This is a genomic window from Aminivibrio sp., from assembly GCF_016756745.1.
Lineage (GTDB): Bacteria > Synergistota > Synergistia > Synergistales > Aminobacteriaceae > Aminivibrio.
The window spans coordinates 24,157-44,977 of record NZ_JAESIH010000059.1 but is presented as its reverse complement, the minus strand read 5'-3'; the positions used below and the strand labels follow the sequence as shown (position 1 = coordinate 44,977).

The 20,821-nt window shown below is 61.3% G+C and carries 17 protein-coding genes; 12 read left to right on the top strand and 5 right to left on the bottom strand.

From position 1 onward, the window contains the following. Positions 1-82 precede the first annotated feature (82 nt). From murB to JMJ95_RS09810, 9 genes are all read left to right on the top strand, one after another. Positions 83-1,051 (top strand): UDP-N-acetylmuramate dehydrogenase, encoded by a 969-nt coding sequence (gene murB, locus JMJ95_RS09850; protein WP_290684929.1) that lies wholly within the window; start codon positions 83-85, stop codon positions 1,049-1,051. A 326-nt stretch (positions 1,052-1,377) separates the two neighbouring features. Beyond that, a complete protein-coding gene (locus JMJ95_RS09845; protein ID WP_290684927.1) occupies positions 1,378-2,343 on the top strand; it encodes an ABC transporter permease in 966 nt (321 codons plus the stop codon). 5 nt (positions 2,344-2,348) lie between these two features. Further along, on the top strand, positions 2,349-3,233 hold the full coding sequence (locus JMJ95_RS09840) for an ABC transporter permease (protein ID WP_290684926.1): 885 nt from the start codon (positions 2,349-2,351) through the stop codon (positions 3,231-3,233). A gap of 8 nt (positions 3,234-3,241) precedes the next feature. Next, positions 3,242-4,243, top strand: a complete 1,002-nt coding sequence (locus JMJ95_RS09835; RefSeq protein ID WP_290684924.1) for an ABC transporter ATP-binding protein — start codon at positions 3,242-3,244, stop codon at positions 4,241-4,243. Beyond that, positions 4,233-5,222, top strand: a complete 990-nt coding sequence (locus JMJ95_RS09830) for an ABC transporter ATP-binding protein (protein ID WP_290684923.1) — start codon at positions 4,233-4,235, stop codon at positions 5,220-5,222. Before JMJ95_RS09835 ends, JMJ95_RS09830 begins: the two co-directional genes overlap by 11 nt. A gap of 52 nt (positions 5,223-5,274) precedes the next feature. Beyond that, complete coding sequence (locus tag JMJ95_RS09825) at positions 5,275-6,813, top strand: ABC transporter substrate-binding protein (RefSeq protein ID WP_290684922.1); 1,539 nt, start codon at positions 5,275-5,277, stop codon at positions 6,811-6,813. A gap of 92 nt (positions 6,814-6,905) precedes the next feature. Then, positions 6,906-8,078, top strand: coding sequence for a M20 family metallopeptidase (locus JMJ95_RS09820; RefSeq protein WP_290684920.1), 1,173 nt, complete (start codon positions 6,906-6,908; stop codon positions 8,076-8,078). 149 nt (positions 8,079-8,227) lie between these two features. Continuing rightward, complete coding sequence (gene proC / locus JMJ95_RS09815; protein WP_290684918.1) at positions 8,228-9,052, top strand: pyrroline-5-carboxylate reductase; 825 nt, start codon at positions 8,228-8,230, stop codon at positions 9,050-9,052. Between the two features lie 71 nt (positions 9,053-9,123). Further along, positions 9,124-11,427, top strand: a complete 2,304-nt coding sequence (locus JMJ95_RS09810; protein WP_290684916.1) for a hydratase — start codon at positions 9,124-9,126, stop codon at positions 11,425-11,427. Positions 11,428-11,556: 129 nt separating this feature from the next. On the opposite strand, the gene JMJ95_RS09805 is transcribed toward JMJ95_RS09810, so the two are convergent. From JMJ95_RS09805 to JMJ95_RS09795, 3 genes are read right to left on the bottom strand one after another with little or no spacing between them, the layout of a single operon-like run. Further along, entirely contained in the window at positions 11,557-12,045 is a 489-nt protein-coding gene (locus JMJ95_RS09805) for a chemotaxis protein CheD (RefSeq protein WP_290684914.1), read from the bottom strand. Continuing rightward, positions 12,032-12,664: a chemotaxis protein CheC gene (locus JMJ95_RS09800; RefSeq protein ID WP_290684913.1), complete on the bottom strand. Its 633-nt coding sequence runs from the start codon at positions 12,662-12,664 to the stop codon at positions 12,032-12,034. Before JMJ95_RS09800 ends, JMJ95_RS09805 begins: the two co-directional genes overlap by 14 nt. Before the next feature lie 10 nt (positions 12,665-12,674). After that, the gene (locus JMJ95_RS09795) at positions 12,675-13,094 is read right to left on the bottom strand and encodes a bacteriohemerythrin (protein ID WP_290684912.1); all 420 of its coding nucleotides are present in this window, start codon (positions 13,092-13,094) and stop codon (positions 12,675-12,677) included. 146 nt (positions 13,095-13,240) lie between these two features. Between JMJ95_RS09795 and JMJ95_RS09790 the strand changes: the two genes are divergently transcribed. Next, complete coding sequence (locus JMJ95_RS09790) at positions 13,241-14,179, top strand: D-alanine--D-alanine ligase (protein ID WP_290684910.1); 939 nt, start codon at positions 13,241-13,243, stop codon at positions 14,177-14,179. 6 nt (positions 14,180-14,185) lie between these two features. Here JMJ95_RS09790 and pfp read toward each other — a convergent pair whose 3' ends face one another. Next, on the bottom strand, positions 14,186-15,454 hold the full coding sequence (gene pfp / locus JMJ95_RS09785) for a diphosphate--fructose-6-phosphate 1-phosphotransferase (protein ID WP_290684909.1): 1,269 nt from the start codon (positions 15,452-15,454) through the stop codon (positions 14,186-14,188). 117 nt (positions 15,455-15,571) lie between these two features. On the opposite strand from pfp, the gene JMJ95_RS09780 reads away from it, so the two are divergent. Then, positions 15,572-16,354 carry a metallophosphoesterase gene (locus JMJ95_RS09780; protein ID WP_290684907.1) on the top strand — a complete coding sequence of 261 codons (783 nt, stop codon included), beginning with the start codon at positions 15,572-15,574 and terminating at the stop codon, positions 16,352-16,354. Between the two features lie 342 nt (positions 16,355-16,696). After that, on the top strand, positions 16,697-19,543 hold the full coding sequence (locus JMJ95_RS09775) for a diguanylate cyclase (protein WP_290684906.1): 2,847 nt from the start codon (positions 16,697-16,699) through the stop codon (positions 19,541-19,543). A 210-nt stretch (positions 19,544-19,753) separates the two neighbouring features. Here JMJ95_RS09775 and JMJ95_RS09770 read toward each other — a convergent pair whose 3' ends face one another. After that, positions 19,754-20,533, bottom strand: coding sequence for a 2-keto-4-pentenoate hydratase (locus tag JMJ95_RS09770; protein ID WP_290684905.1), 780 nt, complete (start codon positions 20,531-20,533; stop codon positions 19,754-19,756). Positions 20,534-20,821: the final 288 nt, after the last annotated feature.

Genomic DNA, 20,821 nt, shown 5'->3' with positions numbered 1-20,821 from the left:
GGGAGAGAAGAAACGCGGAAAACCTGCCGGGGGATGGTAGAATTACCATCTCCCTTCGTGAAAGGCGGTTGTGGAAACGCCCATGATCCTTGCGGAAAAGCTGCAGAAACTCCGTGTTGGTGTGGTCTCCCCCATGGAGCCGCTGAAAGACCATTGTTCGTGGAAGATAGGGGGTCCGGCGGATGCCCTGGTCCAGCCCCGCTCGGAGGAGGAGATCCTCCGGCTCCTGGAATTTGTCAGGGGAGAGAACGTCCCGTTTCTCGTCTTAGGGAAGGGGACGAACCTGCTCTTCCCCGACAGCGGCATCCGGGGCGTGGTGATGAAGCTGGGGAGGTTTTACTCCGACTTTTCCATCTCCGGCACGGAGGTGAAGGCCAGGGGCGGAATCTGGGTGCCGAAACTGGTGAAAAACCTTGCCGACGCAGGGCTGTCCGGATTCGAGCACGCCGCGGGTATCCCCGGCTCCCTGGGCGGCCTGGTCACGATGAACGGCGGAAGCCTGAGGCACAGCGCCGGAGAGAATATACGCTCCGTGGACGCCGTCTCCATGACGGGTGAACGGCGGACCTTCACGAAGGAAGAGTGCGGCTTCTCCTACAGGCGGTCCGTCTTCCAGGACCCTCCCGACGTTCCGGAAAAACGGTGGATTGTCCTCGGCGCCGTTCTTGATTTCCGGCGGTCGGAGCCGAGCGCGGTGAGAAGGGAACAGATGCGGGTCCTCGGGGAGCGCAGGGGCAAGTTCCCTCTTGATCTGCCCAACTGCGGCTCCGTGTTCACCAACGACCCGGCGGTCTTCGAACTCGCAGGCCCCCCGGGGAAGATCATCGAGGACACGGGCCTCAAGGGAGAGACCGTGGGAGGGGCCCGGGTTTCCTCCATGCACGCCAATTTTATTGTTAACCTTGGAGGGGCGTCCTCCCGGGATGTGCTCGCTCTCATCGGCCTGGTCCGGCGCAGGGTTTACGACCGGATTGGGGTCTGGCTCGACTGCGAAGTCAGGTATGCGGACGAGAAGGGGAAGCTCGTCCCGGCATCGGAGGCCTGCCCGTGAGGGGCAGCCGGAAAATCCGGCGGCAGAGGGGAACGTTGCCGGCGCCCGATCGGGCCGCCGGGGCACATTGTCGTCCATGACAATTTTCCAAGTGATCAACCCCGCTCCCTGCGTTCGCCGGTCGTCTGCTTGTGAAACCGACTCCCGGCCGGTTCCCGGTCTTGGTGCTGTCCCCCGGGAGGTGTCTCAGCAAAGTGCGCGGAGCGGGATCTTTTCGCCCCTGGGGGGCGAATTCACCGTACGCCCCCCAACACTTCCTCTTCCGACATGCCTGCCGCTTTGAGGGACCCGGGCTCTCCATTCCACGCGAAACGGAGATATGAACCATGTTGAAATACCTGCTGAAACGTCTTGCCCAGATGATTGTCGTCCTTTTCACAGTCTCGCTGATCGTCTTTCTCGTGATGAGTTTCACCGGCGACCCGGTCCTCATGATCGTGCCGCCCACGGCCACGGACGCCCAGATAGCCGAGGCCAGAATCGCCCTCGGCCTCGACCGGCCCCTGTGGGCGCAGTACGGGGTCTTCCTGCAGAACCTTCTCCGGGGGGACCTGGGGATGTCCTACATCTTCAAGCGTCCCGCCCTGACCCTCATCGTGGAGCGGATGCCCGCCACCCTCGAACTGGTCTTCTTCTCGGTGCTCCTGTCCCTGGCGGTAGCATTGCCCTGCGGAGTCTACGCCGGGGCGAGGCCGAACAGACCCTTCAGCCGGGCGGTGATGGGAGGGTCGCTGCTGGGCATTTCCCTGCCGTCCTTCTGGGTGGGAATTCTCCTCATCTTCTACTTCGCCGTGGAGAAGGGGCTCCTGCCCTCGTCGGGCCGGGGGACCACGGCTCCCCTCTTCGGCATCCCCTTCGCCTTCCTCACCTGGGACGGCTTCCGGCACATCGTCCTCCCCGCAGTGACCCTCGCCCTCGGAACGCTGGCCATGCTCATCCGGCTCATCCGGGCCCAGATCATGGAGGTGATGCGCCAGGACTTCATCCGATTCGCCCGGGCCAAGGGCGTCTCCTGGAGGAGCCTCTTCTTCTCCCACGCGCTGAAGAACGCCCTCGTTCCCGTGGTGACGGTCTTCGGCATGCAGATAGGGAGCCTCATCGCCTTCGCTACCGTGACGGAGACCATCTTCGCCTGGCCGGGGATGGGCAAGCTCCTGGTGGACTCCATCAACACGGCGGACCGGCCCGTCATCGTGGCCTACCTTATGATCGTGGCGGCCATGTTCGTCCTGATCAATTTCATCGTGGACATCGTCTATACCCTGATCGATCCCAGAATCGACCTGAGGTGACCGGAATGAGCGAAAAAAAAGAAGGATTTTTCAAAAGCGAGTTCTTCCACAACTTCGTCCGGAGCCCCGGCGCAATGGCAGGGCTCCTCATCGTCACGTTCTTCGCGGTCCTGGTGACCGCAGGGCCCCTGCTCACTCCCCAGAACCCCTACGACATCGGCAGCCTGGACCTCATGGACGCCTTCAAGCCGCCGGTCTGGATGGAGGGAGGCGACCCGGCCTTCCTCCTCGGTACGGACGATCAGGGGCGGGACCTGCTGAGCGCCATGGTCTACGGCAGCAGGATCTCCCTGTTCATCGGTCTTTCGGTGGTGGTCCTCTCCTGCGTTCTCGGCACCTTCCTCGGGCTCGTGGCGGGCTACTTCGGCGGGAGGCTCGACAGCCTCCTCATGCGGGTGGTGGACATCCAGCTCTCCTTCCCGGCCATGCTGGTGGCCCTCTTCATCATGGCCGCCTTCGGCCGCGGCCTCGGAAAACTCGTGACGGCCCTCACCATCGTGGGCTGGGTGCTCTACGCCCGGACGGTCAGGGGCTCCGTGCTGGTGGAGAAGAAAAAGGAATACGTGGACGCCGCCAGGCTTATCGGTCTCTCTCCCTTCGCCGTCATCCTGCGGCACGTGCTGCCCAACATTCTGACCCCTCTCATCGTCATCGCCACCATCCACGTGGGGACGGTGATTCTCACGGAGGCCACCCTCAGCTACCTCGGGGTGGGCGTTCCCGTGACCAGGCCCTCCCTGGGCCTTCTCGTCAAAAACGGCTACGACGTTCTTTTCAGCGGCCTCTGGTGGTCGTCGGTCTTTCCGGGGATGTTCATCATGCTCCTGGTCTTCGGAATCAATCTCCTGGGGGATTTTCTCCGCGACGAGTTCAATCCCCGCCTGAAATAGAATATCTCATGTCTGAATACCTTCTGGAAGTCAGAAATCTGCAGACCCGCTTCGAACTCTTCCGTGGCACGGTGAAGGCCGTGGACGGGGTGGACTTCACCCTCAGGGAAGGGGAAATTCTGGGCATCGTGGGAGAATCGGGGGGCGGAAAGTCCGTTACCGGCTTCTCTCTCCTCGGCCTCATCGACCCTCCCGGAAGGATCGCCGCAGGGGAAGTTATCTTCAGGGGGGAGAACCTGCTGGAGAAGTCGGAGGAAGAGATGCGCCGCATCCGGGGGAAGGAGATCTCCATGATCTTCCAGGATCCCATGACTTCCCTGAACCCCCTTCAGACCATCGGGAGACAGATCGACGAGATGCTGGCCCTCCACACCCCTCTCTCCCGGGCGGACCGGAGGAAGAGGACCCTGGAGCTCCTCAGGGAGGTGGGCATCCCAAACCCCGAGGACCGCCTCGAGAACTACCCCCACCAGTTTTCCGGGGGAATGCGGCAGCGGGTGGTCATCGCCATCGCCCTTGCCGCGAACCCGAAGCTCATCATCGCCGACGAGCCCACCACCGCCCTGGACGTGACGGTGCAGGCCCAGATCCTGGCCCTCATGGAAAATCTCGTGAGACGGTTCGGCTCCGCGCTCATCCTCATCACCCACGATCTCGCCGTGGTCTCCGAGATGACCGACAGGGTGGCCGTCATGTACTGCGGCAGGGTGGTGGAGGAAGGGCCCACGAGGGAGCTTGTGCGGCGCCCCTTCCATCCCTACACGAAGGGCCTGCTGGAGTCCATTCCCAGGCTGTCCGGGGAAAGAAGCCGGAGGCTCCCCCAGATACCCGGCATGGTGCCGAGTCTTTTCGACCTTCCGCCAGGGTGTTCCTTCGCCCCCCGGTGCGGATATGCCACGGAGCGGTGCCGGCAGGAGGTTCCCCGGATGCGCACCGTCGCCCACGGGCGGAAGGTGCGCTGCCACAACCCCGTAAAGGGCGGAGAGGAGGCGGATTGCCATGGACGGTAGAGGAAGGGATGTTCTTCTCGAGGTCGCCGGCCTCGTCCAGAGCTTCAGTCAGCCTCGGGGGCTCCTGGACCGGCTGGCGGGAAGGCCTGTGAAAACCGTCCACGCGGTGAACGGCGTCTCCTTCGACATCCTCCGGGGCGAGGTCTTCAGCCTGGTGGGCGAGTCGGGATGCGGAAAAACCACCACCGCCCGCACCGTGGTGCGCCTGCTGGAGCCGAAGACGGGGCGGATCGTCTTCGACGGAGAGGACATCACGGCTTACTCCCCCTCCCGAATGATGCCCGTCCGGAAGAAGATGCAGATGATCTTCCAGGACCCCTACGCCTCGCTGAACCCGAGGCAGAGGATAAAGGACATCATCATGGAGCCCATGCTCTTCCACCGGACGGTTTCGGGGAAGGACGAGGCGGAAAGCCGGATGCTGCGTCTCCTGGACATCGTGGGCTTCAGGCCCGAACAGGCCGACAGGTACCCCCACCAGTTCTCCGGGGGGCAGCGGCAGCGCGTCGGCATCGCCAGGGCCCTGGCCACGAACCCCTCCTTCATCGTCGCCGACGAGCCCGTCTCAGCCCTCGACGTGTCTATCCAGGCCCAGGTGCTGAACCTGATGATGGACCTGAGAGACGAGTTCGGTCTCTCCTACCTGTTCATCGCCCACGACCTCTCCGTGGTGCGCCACGTCACCGAGAGGCTGGGGATCATGTACCTTGGCTTCATCGTGGAGCAGGGAGACCGGGACAACATTTTCGGCCGTCCCCTCCACCCCTATACCGAGGCTCTCCTCGCCGCCGCCCCCACGCTGGACAGGAGGAAAGCGGCCGCTCCCCTGCAGGGGGACGTCCCGAGTCCCATCGACCTTCCGCCGGGTTGTCCCTTCGCCGGCCGCTGCCCCCGCCGGATGAAAGTCTGCGATGCCCGGAGACCTTCCCTTCAGCCTGTGGAGGGAAGAATGGTGGCGTGCCATCTTTACGGAGAATGATAGTTTATAATAGGCCCACCGGAACGAAAAAATAAGGAGGAGGAATAAACAAATGAGGAAATTTGCGGCACTCTTTGCGATACTAGCGCTCTGCCTTGCCCTGGCCGCCCCTGCGGCAGCGGAGAAAAGCATCGTCATCGGCCTCGCGTCGGACGCTCTCTTCATGGACCCTTCCCAGCAGGATGAGACCATCACCAACACCATGGGACGCTACATGTACGACGGGCTTCTCAACAACGACGCCCTCGGCGTTCCCCGGGCGGCCCTCGCCGAATCCTGGACCATCGGCGACGACAATCTCACCTGGACCTTCAGCCTGAAAAAGGGCGTCACGTTCCACGACGGCAGCGACTTCACCGCCGAGGACGTGGCCTACACCATCGAGGTGTGCCGCACCTCCCTGCTGAAGAACTTCACTGCCTCCATCGACAGGGTGGAGGTTGTGGACCCCTACACCGTGAAGATCGTCACCAAGGCCCCCACGGCAGTCCTTCTCGAGTCCCTGGCCGCGCTGCGCATCCTCCCCAAGGCCTACAGGACAAAACTCGGCGAAACCGCCTTCAACCAGGCCCCCGTGGGCACCGGCCCCTACGTCTTCGTGGAGTGGGTCAAGGAAGACCATATCACCATGAAGGCCAACGAGCAGTACTGGGGCGGCGCGCCGAAGATCAAGAAGGTCACCTTCCGCCCCATCAGCAACGCCGCCACCCGCACGGCTGCCCTGCTGACCGGCGAAGTGGACATCATCGAGGACGTTCCAGTCCGTGACGTGGACAAGCTCAGGAACACTGAAGGCCTTTCGGTGGCGGAGCGTCCCAGCGAGCGGCTGATCTATCTCCACGTGGACTCCCATCGTCCCCAGGGCCCCGGGATCATCGGGCTCGACAGGAACCCCCTCGCCGACATCAGGGTGCGGAAAGCCCTGTCCATGGCCATCAACCGCGATTCCATCGTCAAGATGATCATGAACGGCAATGCCTACGCCACGAACCAGATGGTCCTGAAGGGCCGGAGAGGATACGTGGAGGACATGCCTGCCCCGAAATACGATCCCGAAGAGGCGAAGAAGCTTCTCGCCGAGGCCGGATATCCCGACGGCTTCAAGGTATACCTCGACGCCCCCAACGGCCGCTATCCCAATGACGCCCAGGTTGCCCAGGCGCTGGCGAGCCAGCTCACCAAGGTCGGAATACAGATCGAGCTCCGCCTTCACCCCAAGACCACCTTCTTCGATTTCGTCCGCCCCGGCGACAAGTCCAGTCTTGTCATGACAGGATGGTCCGAGCCCATCGACGTGGGCGAGATGGCCGGCGTTCTCTTCTACACCAGGGGCAAGAATCCCGCCAAGGGAGGCTCCAACAGGTGCCACTACGCCAACCCCGAATTTGATGCCCTCATCGACGAGGCCGACGGCACCGCGGATCCGGAGAAACGCAGGGTTATCCTCGAGAAGGCCGCCCGGATGATCGTTGAGGACGGGGGCATCGTTCCCCTGTACTTCCAGCAGGACATCTACGGCAAAAAGGATTCCGTGGTGTTCGAGCCCCGGGCGGACAAGTCCATCCTTGCCTACGACATGGACGTGAAATAATCGGATTTCCAAAGCCGGGCGGATGCAGGCAGGCCGGGGCCCAGTGCCGCCGGCCTGCCTTTTTTCCAAAGTAAGGAGGAGAGATTCCTTTCATGAAAGAACGCATCAAAAACAAGGTTGAAGAGATACGTCAGGAACTGCTTCAGCTGAGCCACGATATTCACGGATGCCCCGAGACGGCCTTCGAGGAACATCAGGCGGTCCTCTGGCAGAAGGAGCTGCTCGAGCGGCACGGCTTCATCGTGGAAATGCCCTTCTGCGGCATGGAAACCGCCTTCCGGGCGGTGAAGAAGGGACGGGACGGAGGACCCGTGGTGGCCTTCCTCTCGGAATATGACGCCCTGAAAGGCCTCGGGCACGCCTGCGGGCACAACATCATCGCCGCCTCCGCGGTGGGTGCGGGGATCGCCCTGGCTTCCGTTCTGGATGAAACCGCCGGGGAGATCCAGGTCATCGGAACCCCCGGAGAGGAGGAACGGGGAGGGAAGATCTGCATCGTCGAGCGGGGTGGCTTCGCCGGGGTGGATTTCGCCCTTATGGTGCACCCCAACACGAAGAACATTATCGGCAGGGGCGGCCTTGCCGCCCAGGGCGTGCGGGTCGAATTTCTGGGAAGGGCGGCCCACTCCGCCGTTCCCGACAAGGGCGTGAATGCCCTCACGTCCCTCATCGCCTTCTTCAACGGCATCGACACTCTCCGGCAGACCTGGCCGAACTCCGCCAAGATCAACGGCATCATCACCAGGGGCGGAACGGCTTCGAACATCATTCCCGATCTCGCTGAGGCCCATTTCACAGTCCGGGCGTCCACGAAAAAGGAGCTCGTCGCCATGTACCGGGACCTGAACCGGGTCGCCGAGGCGGCCGCCATGGTCACGGGAGCGTCCTTCATCCTTGATGGGGAACCCGTGTATGCCGAGCGGTATCCCAACGCCGCCATGGGTGAGGCCTTCAAGAGGAACATGGAGTCTCTCGGGGAGGTCATGGAGTATCCCGATCCCCGGGAGAGGGTGGGATCGTCGGATGTGGGGAACGTTTCCCTGGAGCTGCCCGTCATCCATGAGTACTTGGCCATAGCGGATACCTCCGTGGCCGGTCATACGCCGGAATTCCGCGAGGCCGCCGTCTCTCCCAGGGGCGACGAAGTGGTGCTTCTCGCCGCCAAGGGGCTTGCCCTCACAGGCTGGGATCTCCTCTCCGACGGGGACTTTCGGGAAGCGGCCAGGGAGGAATACCGTCGGAAAGTCCTGCCCTTCAGGGACTGAGGAAAAAAAGGCGGCGCTCCCTCTGCCTGAAAAACCTGCGGATTTAGGCTTTTCAACAGGGGCTGACTTTGATATACTGTCCGCTAAAAAATTACGGCTCACCGGATCTCCCGATGATGCCCGCAATTTCAAGGGAGGTTCGAACAGAAATGGAAAACGCAGTACGGATTGCCATTCTCGGGGCCGGTAACATCGGTTCGAGCATAGCCAGGGGCCTGGCCCAGGCCGGGAATTTTGCCCCGGGGACGATCACCCTCACCAGAAGGCGGACCCACCTTCTGGAAGAGTACAAGGCCATGGGGTTCGAGGTGACCAGCGACAACTCCGCCGCCGTCAAAGGAGCGGACGTGGTGATCGTTACCGTGGAGCCCCAGCTGGTGGACGCCCTTCTTCAGGAAATTGCCCCGGTGCTGGATTTCGATCGCCATATCCTCATCTCCGTGGTCACGGGACTTAGCATCAAACGAATCGAGGAGGTCATCGGGAAGCCTCTCCGCATCGCCAGGGCAATGCCCAACACGGCCATCGCCGTCCGGGAGTCCATGACCTGCCTGGCCTCCAACGGTCCCGACGACAGGGCTCTGGAAATGGCCAAGCGGATCTTCAACGATGTGGGGAAGACCCTCCGCATCCGCGAGGAGGACATGATCGCCGCAACCGCTTTAGGGGCCTGCGGTATCGCCTTCTTCCTCCGGGCCATCCGGGCGGCTTCCCAGGGCGGGATCGAGATCGGCCTCTCTGCCAAGAACTCCCTGGCCATGGCGGTCCAGACGGCAAAGGGCGCGGCATGTCTGCTCTCCGTGAGCGGGAGCCACCCAGAGAATGAAATCGACAAGGTGACCACTCCCAAGGGCTGCACCATTTCCGGTCTCAACCGGATGGAGCACGAGGGGTTCAGCTCGGCTCTCATCCGGGGGATTACCGTGTCCGCCGAGAAGGCAGCAGGGCTCTACCGCGACAAAAAGGAAGACTGAGAGGAAGCACGGATCCGCTGAAGAACGGGAGTGCCGCCCCGGAAGAACCGAGACGACGGAGGGGAATGAACATGGTCAAGCTGCTGGAAAAAGGCGCCTTCCTGGTGGACGGAAGGCACATCGTGGAGGACGGCGCCTCGGCGGAGGCCAAGGCCGCCGAACTGGCCGGCCGGCCCGTCAGCCGCGAAGAGGCCCGGAAGGGCACCCTTTCATGGTCCATCCTGGAGAGCCACAACACCTCGGGCTCCATGGAGCGGATGAAGATAAAGTTCGACGCCCTGGCGTCCCACGACATCACCTACGTGAGCATTATACAGACGGCCAGGGCCGGAGGCCTGGAATCCTTTCCCCTCCCTTACGTCCTCACAAACTGCCACAATTCGCTGTGCGCCGTGGGGGGCACCATCAACGAGGACGACCATCGTTTCGGCCTCTCGGCGGCGAAAAAATACGGAGGTATCTACGTTCCCGCCCACATGGCGGTGATCCATATGTACATGCGGGAGGCCATGGCGGGCTGCGGAAAGATGATCCTCGGAAGCGACAGCCACACCCGCTACGGCGCCTTGGGAACCCTCGCCGTGGGAGAAGGGGGCGGAGAGCTGGTGAAGCAGCTCCTGGGCCAGACCTACGACATCGCCTACCCCAGGGTGGTGGGGGTGTACCTCACGGGAAAACCCCGTCCCGGCGTAGGCCCCCAGGATGTCGCGCTGGCCATAATCGGCGCCGTCTTCAACTGCGGCTACGTCAAGAACAGTATCATGGAGTTCGTGGGGGACGGCGTTTCCAACCTCTCCGCCGACTATCGGTGCGGCGTGGACGTGATGACCACCGAGACGGCCTGCCTTTCCTCGATCTGGCGCACCGACGGAAATGTGAAAGACTTTCTTTCCGCCCACGGACGCCCGGAGGATTTCCGGGAGCTGAACCCCGGCAAAGTCGCGTGGTACGACGGCATGATCACTGTGGACCTTGCCTCGGTGAAACCCATGATCGCCCTGCCGTTCCACCCCTCCAACGCCATGGAGATAGAAAGGTTCAACGAAAATCCCGGCGACGTCCTCAGGGAAGTGGAACACTCCGCAGCAGAACTCCTGGGAAACACGAAGGCGAAGTTCAGTCTCACCGACAAGCTCGAGAAGGGCAGGCTCCGGGTGGACCAGGGAATCATCGCTGGATGCGCAGGGGGAACCTACACGAACGTCATGGCTGCGGCGTCTCTTCTGAAGGGAAAGAACACGGGCAGCGGGGATTTTTCCCTGTCGGTCTACCCCTCGAGCCAGCCCGTGCTGCTTGAACTGGTGAAGAACGGGACCATCACGGAACTGATGATGGCCGGGGCGGTGGTCCGGACGGCCTTCTGCGGCCCCTGCTTCGGGGCGGGAGACGTCCCGGCCGCCGGGTCCCTCTCCATCCGGCACACCACCAGGAATTTCCCCAACCGGGAAGGATCGAAGCCCCGGGAAGGGCAGATCGCATCGGTGGCCCTTATGGACGCCCGGAGCATCGCCGCCACGGCGGCCAACGGCGGCCTTCTCACTCCCGCCACGGACCTTGAACCGGCGGAGGAACGGTGGGAATACCTCTTCGACGATACTCCCTACAAGAACAGAGTCTACAGCGGGTTCGGATCGCCCTGCCCCGACACCCCCCTGGTCTTCGGTCCGAACATCGCCGACTGGCCGGAGATGCCGCCACTGCCGGAGCACCTTCTGCTGAAGGTGGTCTCCTTCATCACCGATCCCGTGACCACCACGGACGAACTCATCCCCTCGGGCGAGACGGCGAGCTTCCGCTCCAACCCCCTGCGCTTGGCGGAATTCACCCTTTCACGGAAGGATCCTTCCTACGTAGGGAAGGCGAAGGAGGTCATGGCCTTCGGGAAAGCCTTCGCCGAAGGCAGAGCCCCCGGAGAAATCTCCCCCGAACTGGAAGAGGCTTTCTCCGCCCTGGAAGCCGTCCCGGGGTTCAGGACAATTTCACTGAAATCCGTGAGCCTTGCTTCCGCGGTCTATGCCCGGAAGCCTGGAGACGGTTCGGCCCGGGAACAGGCGGCGAGCTGCCAGAGGGTCCTCGGGGGAGGAGCGAACATCGCCCGGGAGTACGCCACGAAGAGGTACAGGAGCAACCTCATCAACTGGGGGATGATTCCCTTCGTCCTTGACGGCGAACCCCCCTTCTCCGCCGGGAGCTGGATTTTCATTCCCGGCGTCCGGCAGGCCATGGAGCGGGGAGAGACGGTGTTTCCCGCCTATGTGGCCGGGAAGGGGAGCTGCGTAAAAATCACCCTCGAGACCGGTGTCCTGACGGAGGACGAGCGGGCCGTCATTCTCGCAGGCTCCCTGATCAACTACAATCGGGAGAGAAAGTCCTGAGAAGCGGGGGCGCCGGTCACCGCCGACAGGCCCGGCGACACTCCCTCTGCCTGAAAAATGAGCGGATTTAGGGAAAAAAGCCCGGCGATCATCGCCGGGCCAGGAGTGATATATCCTCTTTCTGCCGCCCTAGATGAGCTTCTTCTCCCTGCCGATGGCCCGTATTTCGAGCATCCCGGAATCGGTGAACAGCTCCACCGTCCTACCCCATGAGCCTCCGGTGTCCTCGGACAGAATGGGGATCCTGAGGGAGGAGAGAACCTTTCTGCAGGCTTCCACGTTCCGGGTGCCGATCTTGAGGAGGGAGTCGGCATTGCCCCCCAGGGAGAACATTTGGGCGCCCCCGGCGAGCTTGGCCTTGATACGCCGCTCGTCGGCCCCGTACCGGATCATCTGCTTCAGGAGGTCCGGCACGGCCGAATCGGCGAACTTCGACCTGTTGAAGTCCGTTCCCCTGGCCAGCTCCGTGGAGGGGAGCATCACGTGAGCCATGCCCCCGATGCGCCTTTTTTCGTCGTACAGGGTCACCCCCACACAGGAACCAAGCCCGAGGGTCGAGATGGAGTCGGGGTTTATCACCACCGCGGCTTCGGCGATACCGACCCTAACGACCGCCATGGCCTGCCACTCCGAGGGCCTGGAAGATCCGGCCGAAAGAATCGGGGTCGGGAAGAAGGAAAATGCGGCTCGACTCTCCCTCAGAGAGGGGATTCCCGTCCAGGGAAAGACCGCCGTCGATGACGATGGCGGTGTCCCCGCTCCGGCCGATCTCGGAAAGGCTGAAGGCAAGAATGGCCCCTGCCATGTCCATGGCCAGGGACGGCACCGATGGGATGAGCTCGAAGCCGAGAAAGTCGGAAAGGGCCGTGATGTAGGACCCGATCGTGATGTTCCCCACCTCGTGGATCACCGAAAGCCCCATATCCGTAAAGCCTTCGCCGCCGGACGCTCCCGTCATGTGGCTGATGAGCGCCAGGGCGTCGGAGACGCTCATGACGAAGAGCATGTTTCCCGAAATGCCTCCCTCGATGCGGACGAAGACCGACAAAATCATCCGCTCAGCGCCGCCCGCATAGTCCACGATCTCGTTGAACGGCATGGGGACCACCCGGGAGACCCGCATGTCCACCTTTCTGCCCAAAAGGGAGGAAAGGGAAGTGGCGGCGTTTCCCGCGCCGATGTTGCTCACCTCTTTCAGGACGTCGAGGTGGAATTCGCTCAGAGTTCCGGAGTCCATGGATCGCACCCTATCTCCAGAGAGGGCCGCCGAAGCTGTTGAGAGTCTCGGCGATGCGCTTGTCCTTGATGGAGATATGATCGAGAGTCCAGTTCACCAGCATGTCTTTCAGTGTCTCGGCACTCTCACGGGTCATCTCTTCTCCTTCGGCGAGTCTTCGGTGGAGGTCGAAGACCTCCTTGATGAACCAGCTGTGTTCATCCCGGTGTTCCCTGAACTGGTCGTAGCAGTTGCGGATCATGATGAGCTCCTCGGCGCCGAAATGCTGGATGGCGTAGCCGATGAGGTAGTTGACTGTATCTTCCATCTCGTTCCTGTCGCCGCTTTCCACGGCCCTGGAAAAGGACGCGATGCGCTCCACGAGCTTTTTGTGCTGGTCATCGATGATGCCGATGCCAATGGCGAGGTCGTCGCTCCACTGAACTGTCATTGTTTCGCCCTCCTGCAGGGGGAAAGTCCGCTCTCTGTCGAGCGCTCCGGTCAATTGTACCAGATGGGGAAAGAGGGGAGAAAAGAAAAATCCCACTGTCCCGGCTGTATTATAATGAACCATTCCCGATGAAAGGACTGACTGGAATGAAGATATGGGTACTTTGCGGAGGCGAAGGCGCCGAAAGGGAGGTTTCGCTCCGGAGCGGGGCAGCGGTGGCCTCCGCGCTCCAGGAAAGAGGATACGAAGCGGAGCCGCTGGACCTCCGGAGCAGGGGAGACGCATCGGCCTTCATCGGGAAAAAAGAGGGTTTTGCCTTCATCGCCCTCCACGGGGGATGGGGAGAAGATGGAACGCTGCAGGCCGCCCTCGAAATGGCCGGAATTCCCTTTTCCGGCTCACGCCATGCCTCCTGCGCCTTCGCCATGGACAAGACGGCGGGCAAGGCCCTCTTCCGGTGGAAAGGGATCCCCGTTCCGAAGGGGATCGAAGTGTCCCGCTGCGGGGCGGGGGAGGAACAGTTCTCCGGGACCTGCCTGGAGGAGCTCCTGGAGCGGTCGGGGAAACTCGTGGTGAAGCCCTGCTGTTCGGGGAGCACAGTGGGGGTCTCCATCCTTGACGGCTCCCGCGGGCTCGGAGATGCCCTGGAGGAGGCCTTCCGCCACGACGGCAGGGTTCTGGTGGAAGAGTACATCCCCGGCCGGGAGATCACCGTGGCGGTCCATGAACGGCACGGGAAGCCCGTCTGCCTCCCGGTCATCGAAATCCGGCCGAGGGAAGGATTTTACGACTACCGATCAAAATACACTCCCGGAGGGAGCGAATATCATGTTCCGGCCCCTCTGGAAGAATCTGTCCGGAAGAATGTGGAGCAGGCAGCCCTCGGTGCCTACGATGCCCTGGGGTGCAGGGCCTACGCCCGGGTGGATCTCCGTCTCGGCGACGACGGACTGCCCGTGGTGCTGGAACTCAACACGGTGCCGGGAATGACCGCCACGAGCCTGGTGCCCAAGGCGGCCGAGGCAGCGGGCATCTCCTTCGGGCAGTTTCTCGGGATGGTGGTGGAGAATTCCCTGTCTCGCTGACCCTCCTCAGTATTCGGTCACGTACTGGAAACGCCTGCGGAACTCGTCAGGGGGGAGCTTCGCCGCCACAGCCAGCTTCTCGAAGTCGATGCCTCCCTGGAAGTCCCGCTTCTCCAGCCGTATCATGTACTCCCTGGCGATCCGGTACTGGATTGATTCCGTGTTCACCTTGCGGATGCGCGTCTTTTTCGTCACCGGGTCGAGGATATCGTCGAAGGAGATGGGGACGATCATGTTGTTCTGTATGGTGATGAGGGCGTTGGTGCCTCCGCTCCGGAGGAAGTCGAAGGCCGCGTAGCCGAGGTTTCGGGTGTACTCGATGTCGAAGGCGTTGGGCGGGGCGCACCGGACCTCGTAGCCCACTTCCTTGTTGTTGATGGTCATCTTGATCCCCAGAGCGTTGAGGTTTGCCAGCAGTTCCTTTTTCAGCACGTCGGAGAAATTGATCTCCGCGTAGCGGATGTGCCCGTGGTCGTCGTATTCAAGGCAGTCGGCGGCCTCGAGGTCCTCGATTCGTATTTTCTCGATGAGACCCTCCGCCGTCACGGCGACGCCGTAGTTTCTTCCCGAGGCGAGACGTTTGATGATGGAGCCGGTGATGATGTCGACCACCAGGGAGAGGGGGATTTTCTCGTTCGCGGAAAATTCCTCGGGGATGACGGTGATGGTGGCGCCTGCGCTCTTGCCGATGCCGAGGGCAAGATGGCCCGCCACCCTGCCCATGGCCACCACGAGGAACCATCTGCCGGTGGTCTTGGCGTCCTCCATCAGGTTCGAGACGAGCTGGGCGCCCAGGGAGCGGGCGGTCTCGAAGCCGAAGGTGGGGATGCCCTCAGGGAGGGGAAGGTCGTTGTCGATGGTCTTGGGCACGTGGGCGAAGCTGATGGTGAGCCCCAGGCTGTTCTTCGCGTAGCCGGCGATGCGGGACGCGGCGTAGGCCGTATCGTCGCCTCCGATGGTCACCAGGTGGGTGACTCCCAGTTCTATAAGGGTATCCACCACACTGCGCAGATGTTCGTCGCTCTTTGTGGGATTGAACCGGGAGGTTTTCAGGATGCTTCCTCCGTCGGAGTGGATCCGGCTCACCATGTCGATGGTGAGGGGGATGATCTTTTTCTCCCCCATCGCCAGGTTGGAAAAGCCGTCGTAAATGCCGAAGACCTCCCAGCCTGACTTCTTCGCCTCTATGGTCACCGAACTGATCACGCTGTTGATGCCGGGGGCAGGGCCGCCTCCGCAGACGATTGCGAGGGTATTTTGGACAGTAGTAGTCATGGTGCGCCTCCTGCATGGGATTTTGGAAAGAATTTTAGCACAATATTCCGGTTATAATTGAAGGATCTTTCATGACCCCTGCCGGAGAAAAAGGGGGCATGCGGAAGGAGGAAGGTCATGATCTACCTGACAGGGGATACCCACGGAGTGTACGGAATGGACCGCTTTTCCCCTGGGAACTTTCCCTCTGGGGAGAGCCTTTCGAGGGACGACCTGGTGGTGATCCTCGGGGATTTCGGGCTTTTCTGGAGCGACCCTCCTTCTGAGCGGGAAAGGGAAGAGCTGAAACGGCTGAGTTCACGGCCATGGACAACCCTCTTTCTCGACGGCAACCACGAAAATTTCACCCTGCTTGACGCCCTGCCGCAGGAAGAGCGGTACGGCGCCCCGGTTGGGGTGGCCGCTCCCCATGTCTTCCACCTCAGGCGGGGGTACGTCTACACCCTGGAAGGGAAGAAGTGCTTCGTCTTCGGTGGGGCCAGGAGTCTCGACAGGCACGGGCGGACGGCGGGGAAGTCCTGGTGGAGGAGGGAGATCCCCTCGGAGGAGGAATTCCGCCGGGGACTCGATTCCCTCGAGTCCGCCGGGTGGACGGTGGACTGGATTCTCACCCATACCGCCCCGGAAGGAATCCTCCGGGCGACGAACCTCGCCAAGTACCTCGCCGGGGATCCCGTTTCCCTGTATCTCGAGGAGATACGGAAAGAGACGGAATATGAGCGCTGGTTCTGCGGCCATCTCCACAGGAACGCCTATTTTCCGGACGATCGGGTGCATGTTCTCCGGGAGAACATCCTCGACGGCGGGACGGGGGACATCGTCTCGGTTGAAAGGAACCTCCCTCCGCTGAAAGATCGGCTGAGAATCTTCCGGAGCAGGCTGGCCCGGCAGGGGGACTGAATGCGGGGGGCATATTGTATTTTTCCTAAATCCGCACCCCAGCGGCTCCCTGCGTTCACCGGTTGGCCCGTGAAACCGACATCCGTGTCGTTTTTTTCCTGGGCGCCCTTCCCCTGAGGAGGGCGAATTCACCGTGTGCCTTGTGACACTCCCTCTGCCTGAAAAATTAGCGGATTTAGATTTTTTGTCGTCTCTCGGAATAAACACGTATTTGTTTTATAATAAAATGTAGAAATTCTGCCCCGTTTTGCTATTCCCTGCAAGGGGGAATGAGCACTGGAAGCCTGTCGTTCTCAAAATCAGGGAGGCTGAAGACGTGAATTCAGAAAGGCTCCGGTCAGAATGAAACGGTTTTGTCGCGCAGGCGCTTTAGTCCGTCTGCCTGTTCTCTGGTTTCTTCTCGCTGCTGCGGTGCTCGCCGGGGGGGCGGTCATCGGCCGATGGAGAATGAAGGACGCGGATCGTTTCATGAGGGAAGAGCTGCTTCGCCAGACCCGTCTCCTGGCCGAGACCATCCGGCTTGACCAGGTCAGGGCCCTCTCCGGAACCGGCGATGACCTTCTCCTTCCGGAGTACCGGCGGTTCAAGGAACATTTCCGGGCCGCCCTCCGGGCCTTTCCGAGGAGCAAGTTCATCACTCTCGTGGGACGCCGTCCCGACGGCGCCATATTTTTCTACGTCGACTCGGAGCTTCCCGGTTCCGAGGACGAGTCCCCGCCGGGGGACGTGTATGAGGAGATGGACCCCGGTTTTCTTCCGGCCTTCGAAGAGAAACGTCCCGTCACCGTGGGGCCCATCACCGACCGGTGGGGGACCTGGGTTTCCACGTGGTACCCCGTGTCCGACCCCGCCACGGGAGAAATCGTCGCCGTCCTCGCTCTGGACATCGACGCCGGGCATTGGCAGGGGGATGTTCTCCGGGCGTCCCTGCTGCCCATCGGGACGGCCCTGCTTCTCGCGGCGATTCTTTTCTGCGGCGGATTCCTCCTCCGGAGACGCTCCCTCCCCGAGGGGGAAGGACGGCGGATCTTCCGCCACGGTGAGGCTGTCCTCGCCCTGACGGCGGGGCTGGTGCTCACCTTCTCCTTTGCAAGACTGGCCCACGAGAAGGAATTCCGGGACAACCGGCACTCCTTCTCCTTAATCGCCGACGCCCGATCAGGAGGGCTTCACATGCTCTTTGACAATATCCGGAATATGTCCCTGGAGAGCCTGGGGAGGTTCGTCGAAGCCGAAAGGAATCTGTCCGTCGAACCTCTTGAACGGTTTATAGACCACCTGGAGGCGCTTCCGGAGGTGATCTCCGCGGCCTGGATTCCCGTCGGCCCGGAGGAGAGCGGTCTTTCTTCGGCGGGAGCGTCTCTTCCCTCCCGCCGGATGAACAGGCGGCAGGGAGAGGAACCCGGCGCAGCCGGGGCCATGAGGCGGGCCGCGGAAACGAGGCTTCCCTCGGCGTCGGACATATTTAACCTTCCTGAAGGCGCCGGAAGAGGCAAGGGGTTGACGGTCTACCGCCCGGTCTTCTCCGGGGACGGCTCGTCCCGCCTCCGGGGCTTCGCCGCCGTCACCCTGGGGCTGGATGTTCTGCTGGCCCGGGTCCAAAGAGGAGGAGAAGCCGAGATGTCCATGGGCCTCTGGCAGCTTGGCGAAGGGAAGCCCCTCTTCATTGCCGGGACGGGGGGCACTGACGGTTCGCAGGAATTTTCCGGGGTAACCGTTTCCTTGGGCGATCCCCTGTGCAGTATCCGCCCCATTTTCGCCTTCGGCAGAACCTTCGCGGCGGAAATGCGGCCCGGCGACTTCTTTTATCTTCACCACCCCATCCGCGCCGGCCGGATGGCCCTGGTGACGGGCCTGACCATAACCCTGTCCGTGACGGTTCTCGTCGGTGCGGCTTTCCGTGCCCGGGAGACGCTGGAGTCGGCAGTGGAGCGGAGGACGGCGGAACTCCGGGAGAGTGAGTCCCGGTTCCGCTTCCTGATGAAGGATGTTCCTTTTCCCGTGGCGGTGATTTCGCCGGAGGGAAGGGTGCTCTTCACCAATTCCCGGGGAGAGGATTTTTTCGGTCTGAAGGCTTCCCTGGCGATGGGGAAAAATCTCCTGACCGATCTTCACCTTCTGGTGAACCCCGGGGCCTTTTATGGTTTCGTAGACGAGGTATTCGCCGCGGGACATCTTCAGGGGAGGGAAGCGGCTTTCCGCAAGCCGGACGGTGAGATCCGGTGGGCCCTTCTCTCCGCCGGCGCCATCTCCTTCGGCGGCGAGGATGCCGTCTTCGTCGCCCTTCAGGACATTACCGACAGGAAGGCCATGATTGACAGGCTCCAGCTTGCCGAGCAATTCCTCAGAACCACCACCGAGGGGATCGTAGTCACCGACGCCGAAGGGTTCATCGAGGACGGGAACTCCGCTCTCGAGGAGCTTACTGGCTATACCCTGGATGAGATCCGGGGCAGGAGACCGGGCATATTTTCCGCCCAGAGGATCCATTCGGAGACGTCGGAGCGCTTCTGGGATTCCCTGCGGCGCAACGGGGTCTGGCAGGGAGAGGTGTGGAACCGCCGGAAGGACGGCGAGGCTTACCCCGTGTGGCTAACCGTAACGGCGGTGAAGGATTCTGAAGGAAAGGTCACCCATTATGCGGGAGTGCTGACCCACATAGGAGACATCAAGACTGAGCAGGAGCGGCTGAGCTACATGGCCTACCACGATTCCCTCACGGGACTGCCGAACCGGTATCTGCTCCTGGACCGCCTGGAGATGGTCATCGCCAGGGCCAGGAGGGAGCGGTCCCTTGCCGCGGTGGTCTTCATCGATCTGGACGAGTTCAAGGAAGTGAACGACACCTACGGCCATGAGACAGGGGATCTCCTGCTCGTCTCCGTTGCCCGGAGGCTGACGGGACTCATCCGGGAGCAGGACACCGCAGCCCGTCTCGGAGGAGACGAATTCGTTCTTGTCCTGGACGGATTTTTTTCCCGTGAAGAGGTGAACACATTTCTTGCGAGAATTCATCACGACGCCTTTTCGGAACCCTTCCCGGCCGGGGGGAGGCTCCTGTCCGTCCACGGCAGCATGGGCGTCGCCATTTTCCCCGACGACGGCTCCACGGCGCGGGAACTCCTCGTCCGGGCGGACGAGGAGATGTACGCCGTGAAATGGAAAAGCAGGGAGGGGCGCATCTCCTGATGCTCCATCCCGTGAGATTCTTCGGGCGGCTTCCCGGACCCGGGAAGCCGTTTTTGCTCCTTAAATCCGCGGTCCCCGGTGACGCTCCCCGCTGGGGTGCGGATTTAGGTTATACATCATACATACATCAGATTGGTCCAGATGTTGCCGGGTCCGATGATGCCCACATTCATCTTCTTCATATCATGCATTTCCCCCTTCCTGGAATATTCATTGAAAAGCAACCGTTACGCTTCCCATGCCGTGGAAACTCACGGTGATGCTGTCTCCTCTTACAACTGGCTGCGCCGCAGTCAGAGCGCCTGCCATGACGATGTCTCCTTCTTTCAGTTCTATGTTGAATTCGGAAAGTTTATTTGCAAGCCATGCAACCGCCGCCGCAGGGTTTCCCCATACTTCGGCGCACGTGCCGCTGTTGACGAGTTCTCCGTTTTTTTCAAGAGTCATGCCGGTCAAGCGCATGTCCACCTGAGCGATGGGCGTCATTTTGCCGCCCAGCACAAATCGTGCGCTGGAACCGTTGTCCGCTATGGTATCGAGAAGCGTGATTTTCCAGTCCTTAATACGGCTGTCCACTATTTCAATAGCGGGAACGACCCAACCGGTAGCGTTATAAACATCTGCGATCGTAACGGCCGGTCCCTTCAAAGCTTTTTTGAGACAAAACGCGAGCTCGCCCTCTGCTTTCGGCTGAATCAACTCATTGATGGGGCAATTTTCTCCCTCCGAAAGCAGCATTTTATCGGTCAAATGACCATAATCCGGTTCGTTCACGTGCAGAAGATTTTGCATGGCCTTGCTGGTCAATCCGATTTTCATGCCGATGATGTGTTCTCCCGCCGAGACTTTTCTCGCTATATTTTCCAGCTGGACTGCGTAGGCGTCTTCCGCCGTCATGCTCGGGTAGGATACGGTGGGCATGGTAATCTGGAAACGTCCTTTTTCCGCGTCAAACAATTCTTGTGCAATTTTCTTCACGTTCACGTTCATTGTCATTCTCCTTTATAGTGAAATTCAGATCCGGGGTGTTCGTGGCGCGTCCCATGGCGGAACCCTTTTTTCGTCAGATTTTCCGCAAGAGCGGGGTGATCTTCCGTGCGGCAACCTCTTGGGTGCTGCGTTTCTTAGAAAACCTCTGAAAATAAGGGGTATGTTTCACTTTTGTAGGTTCCAGTAAAAAAATTTTACAGCAGCTCTAGACGCTTCGTTTTCTCCAGTTATCCACAGAAAAAGAGGGGAAAACACTCTTTAAATGGGACATTTCCACAATTTCAGGGC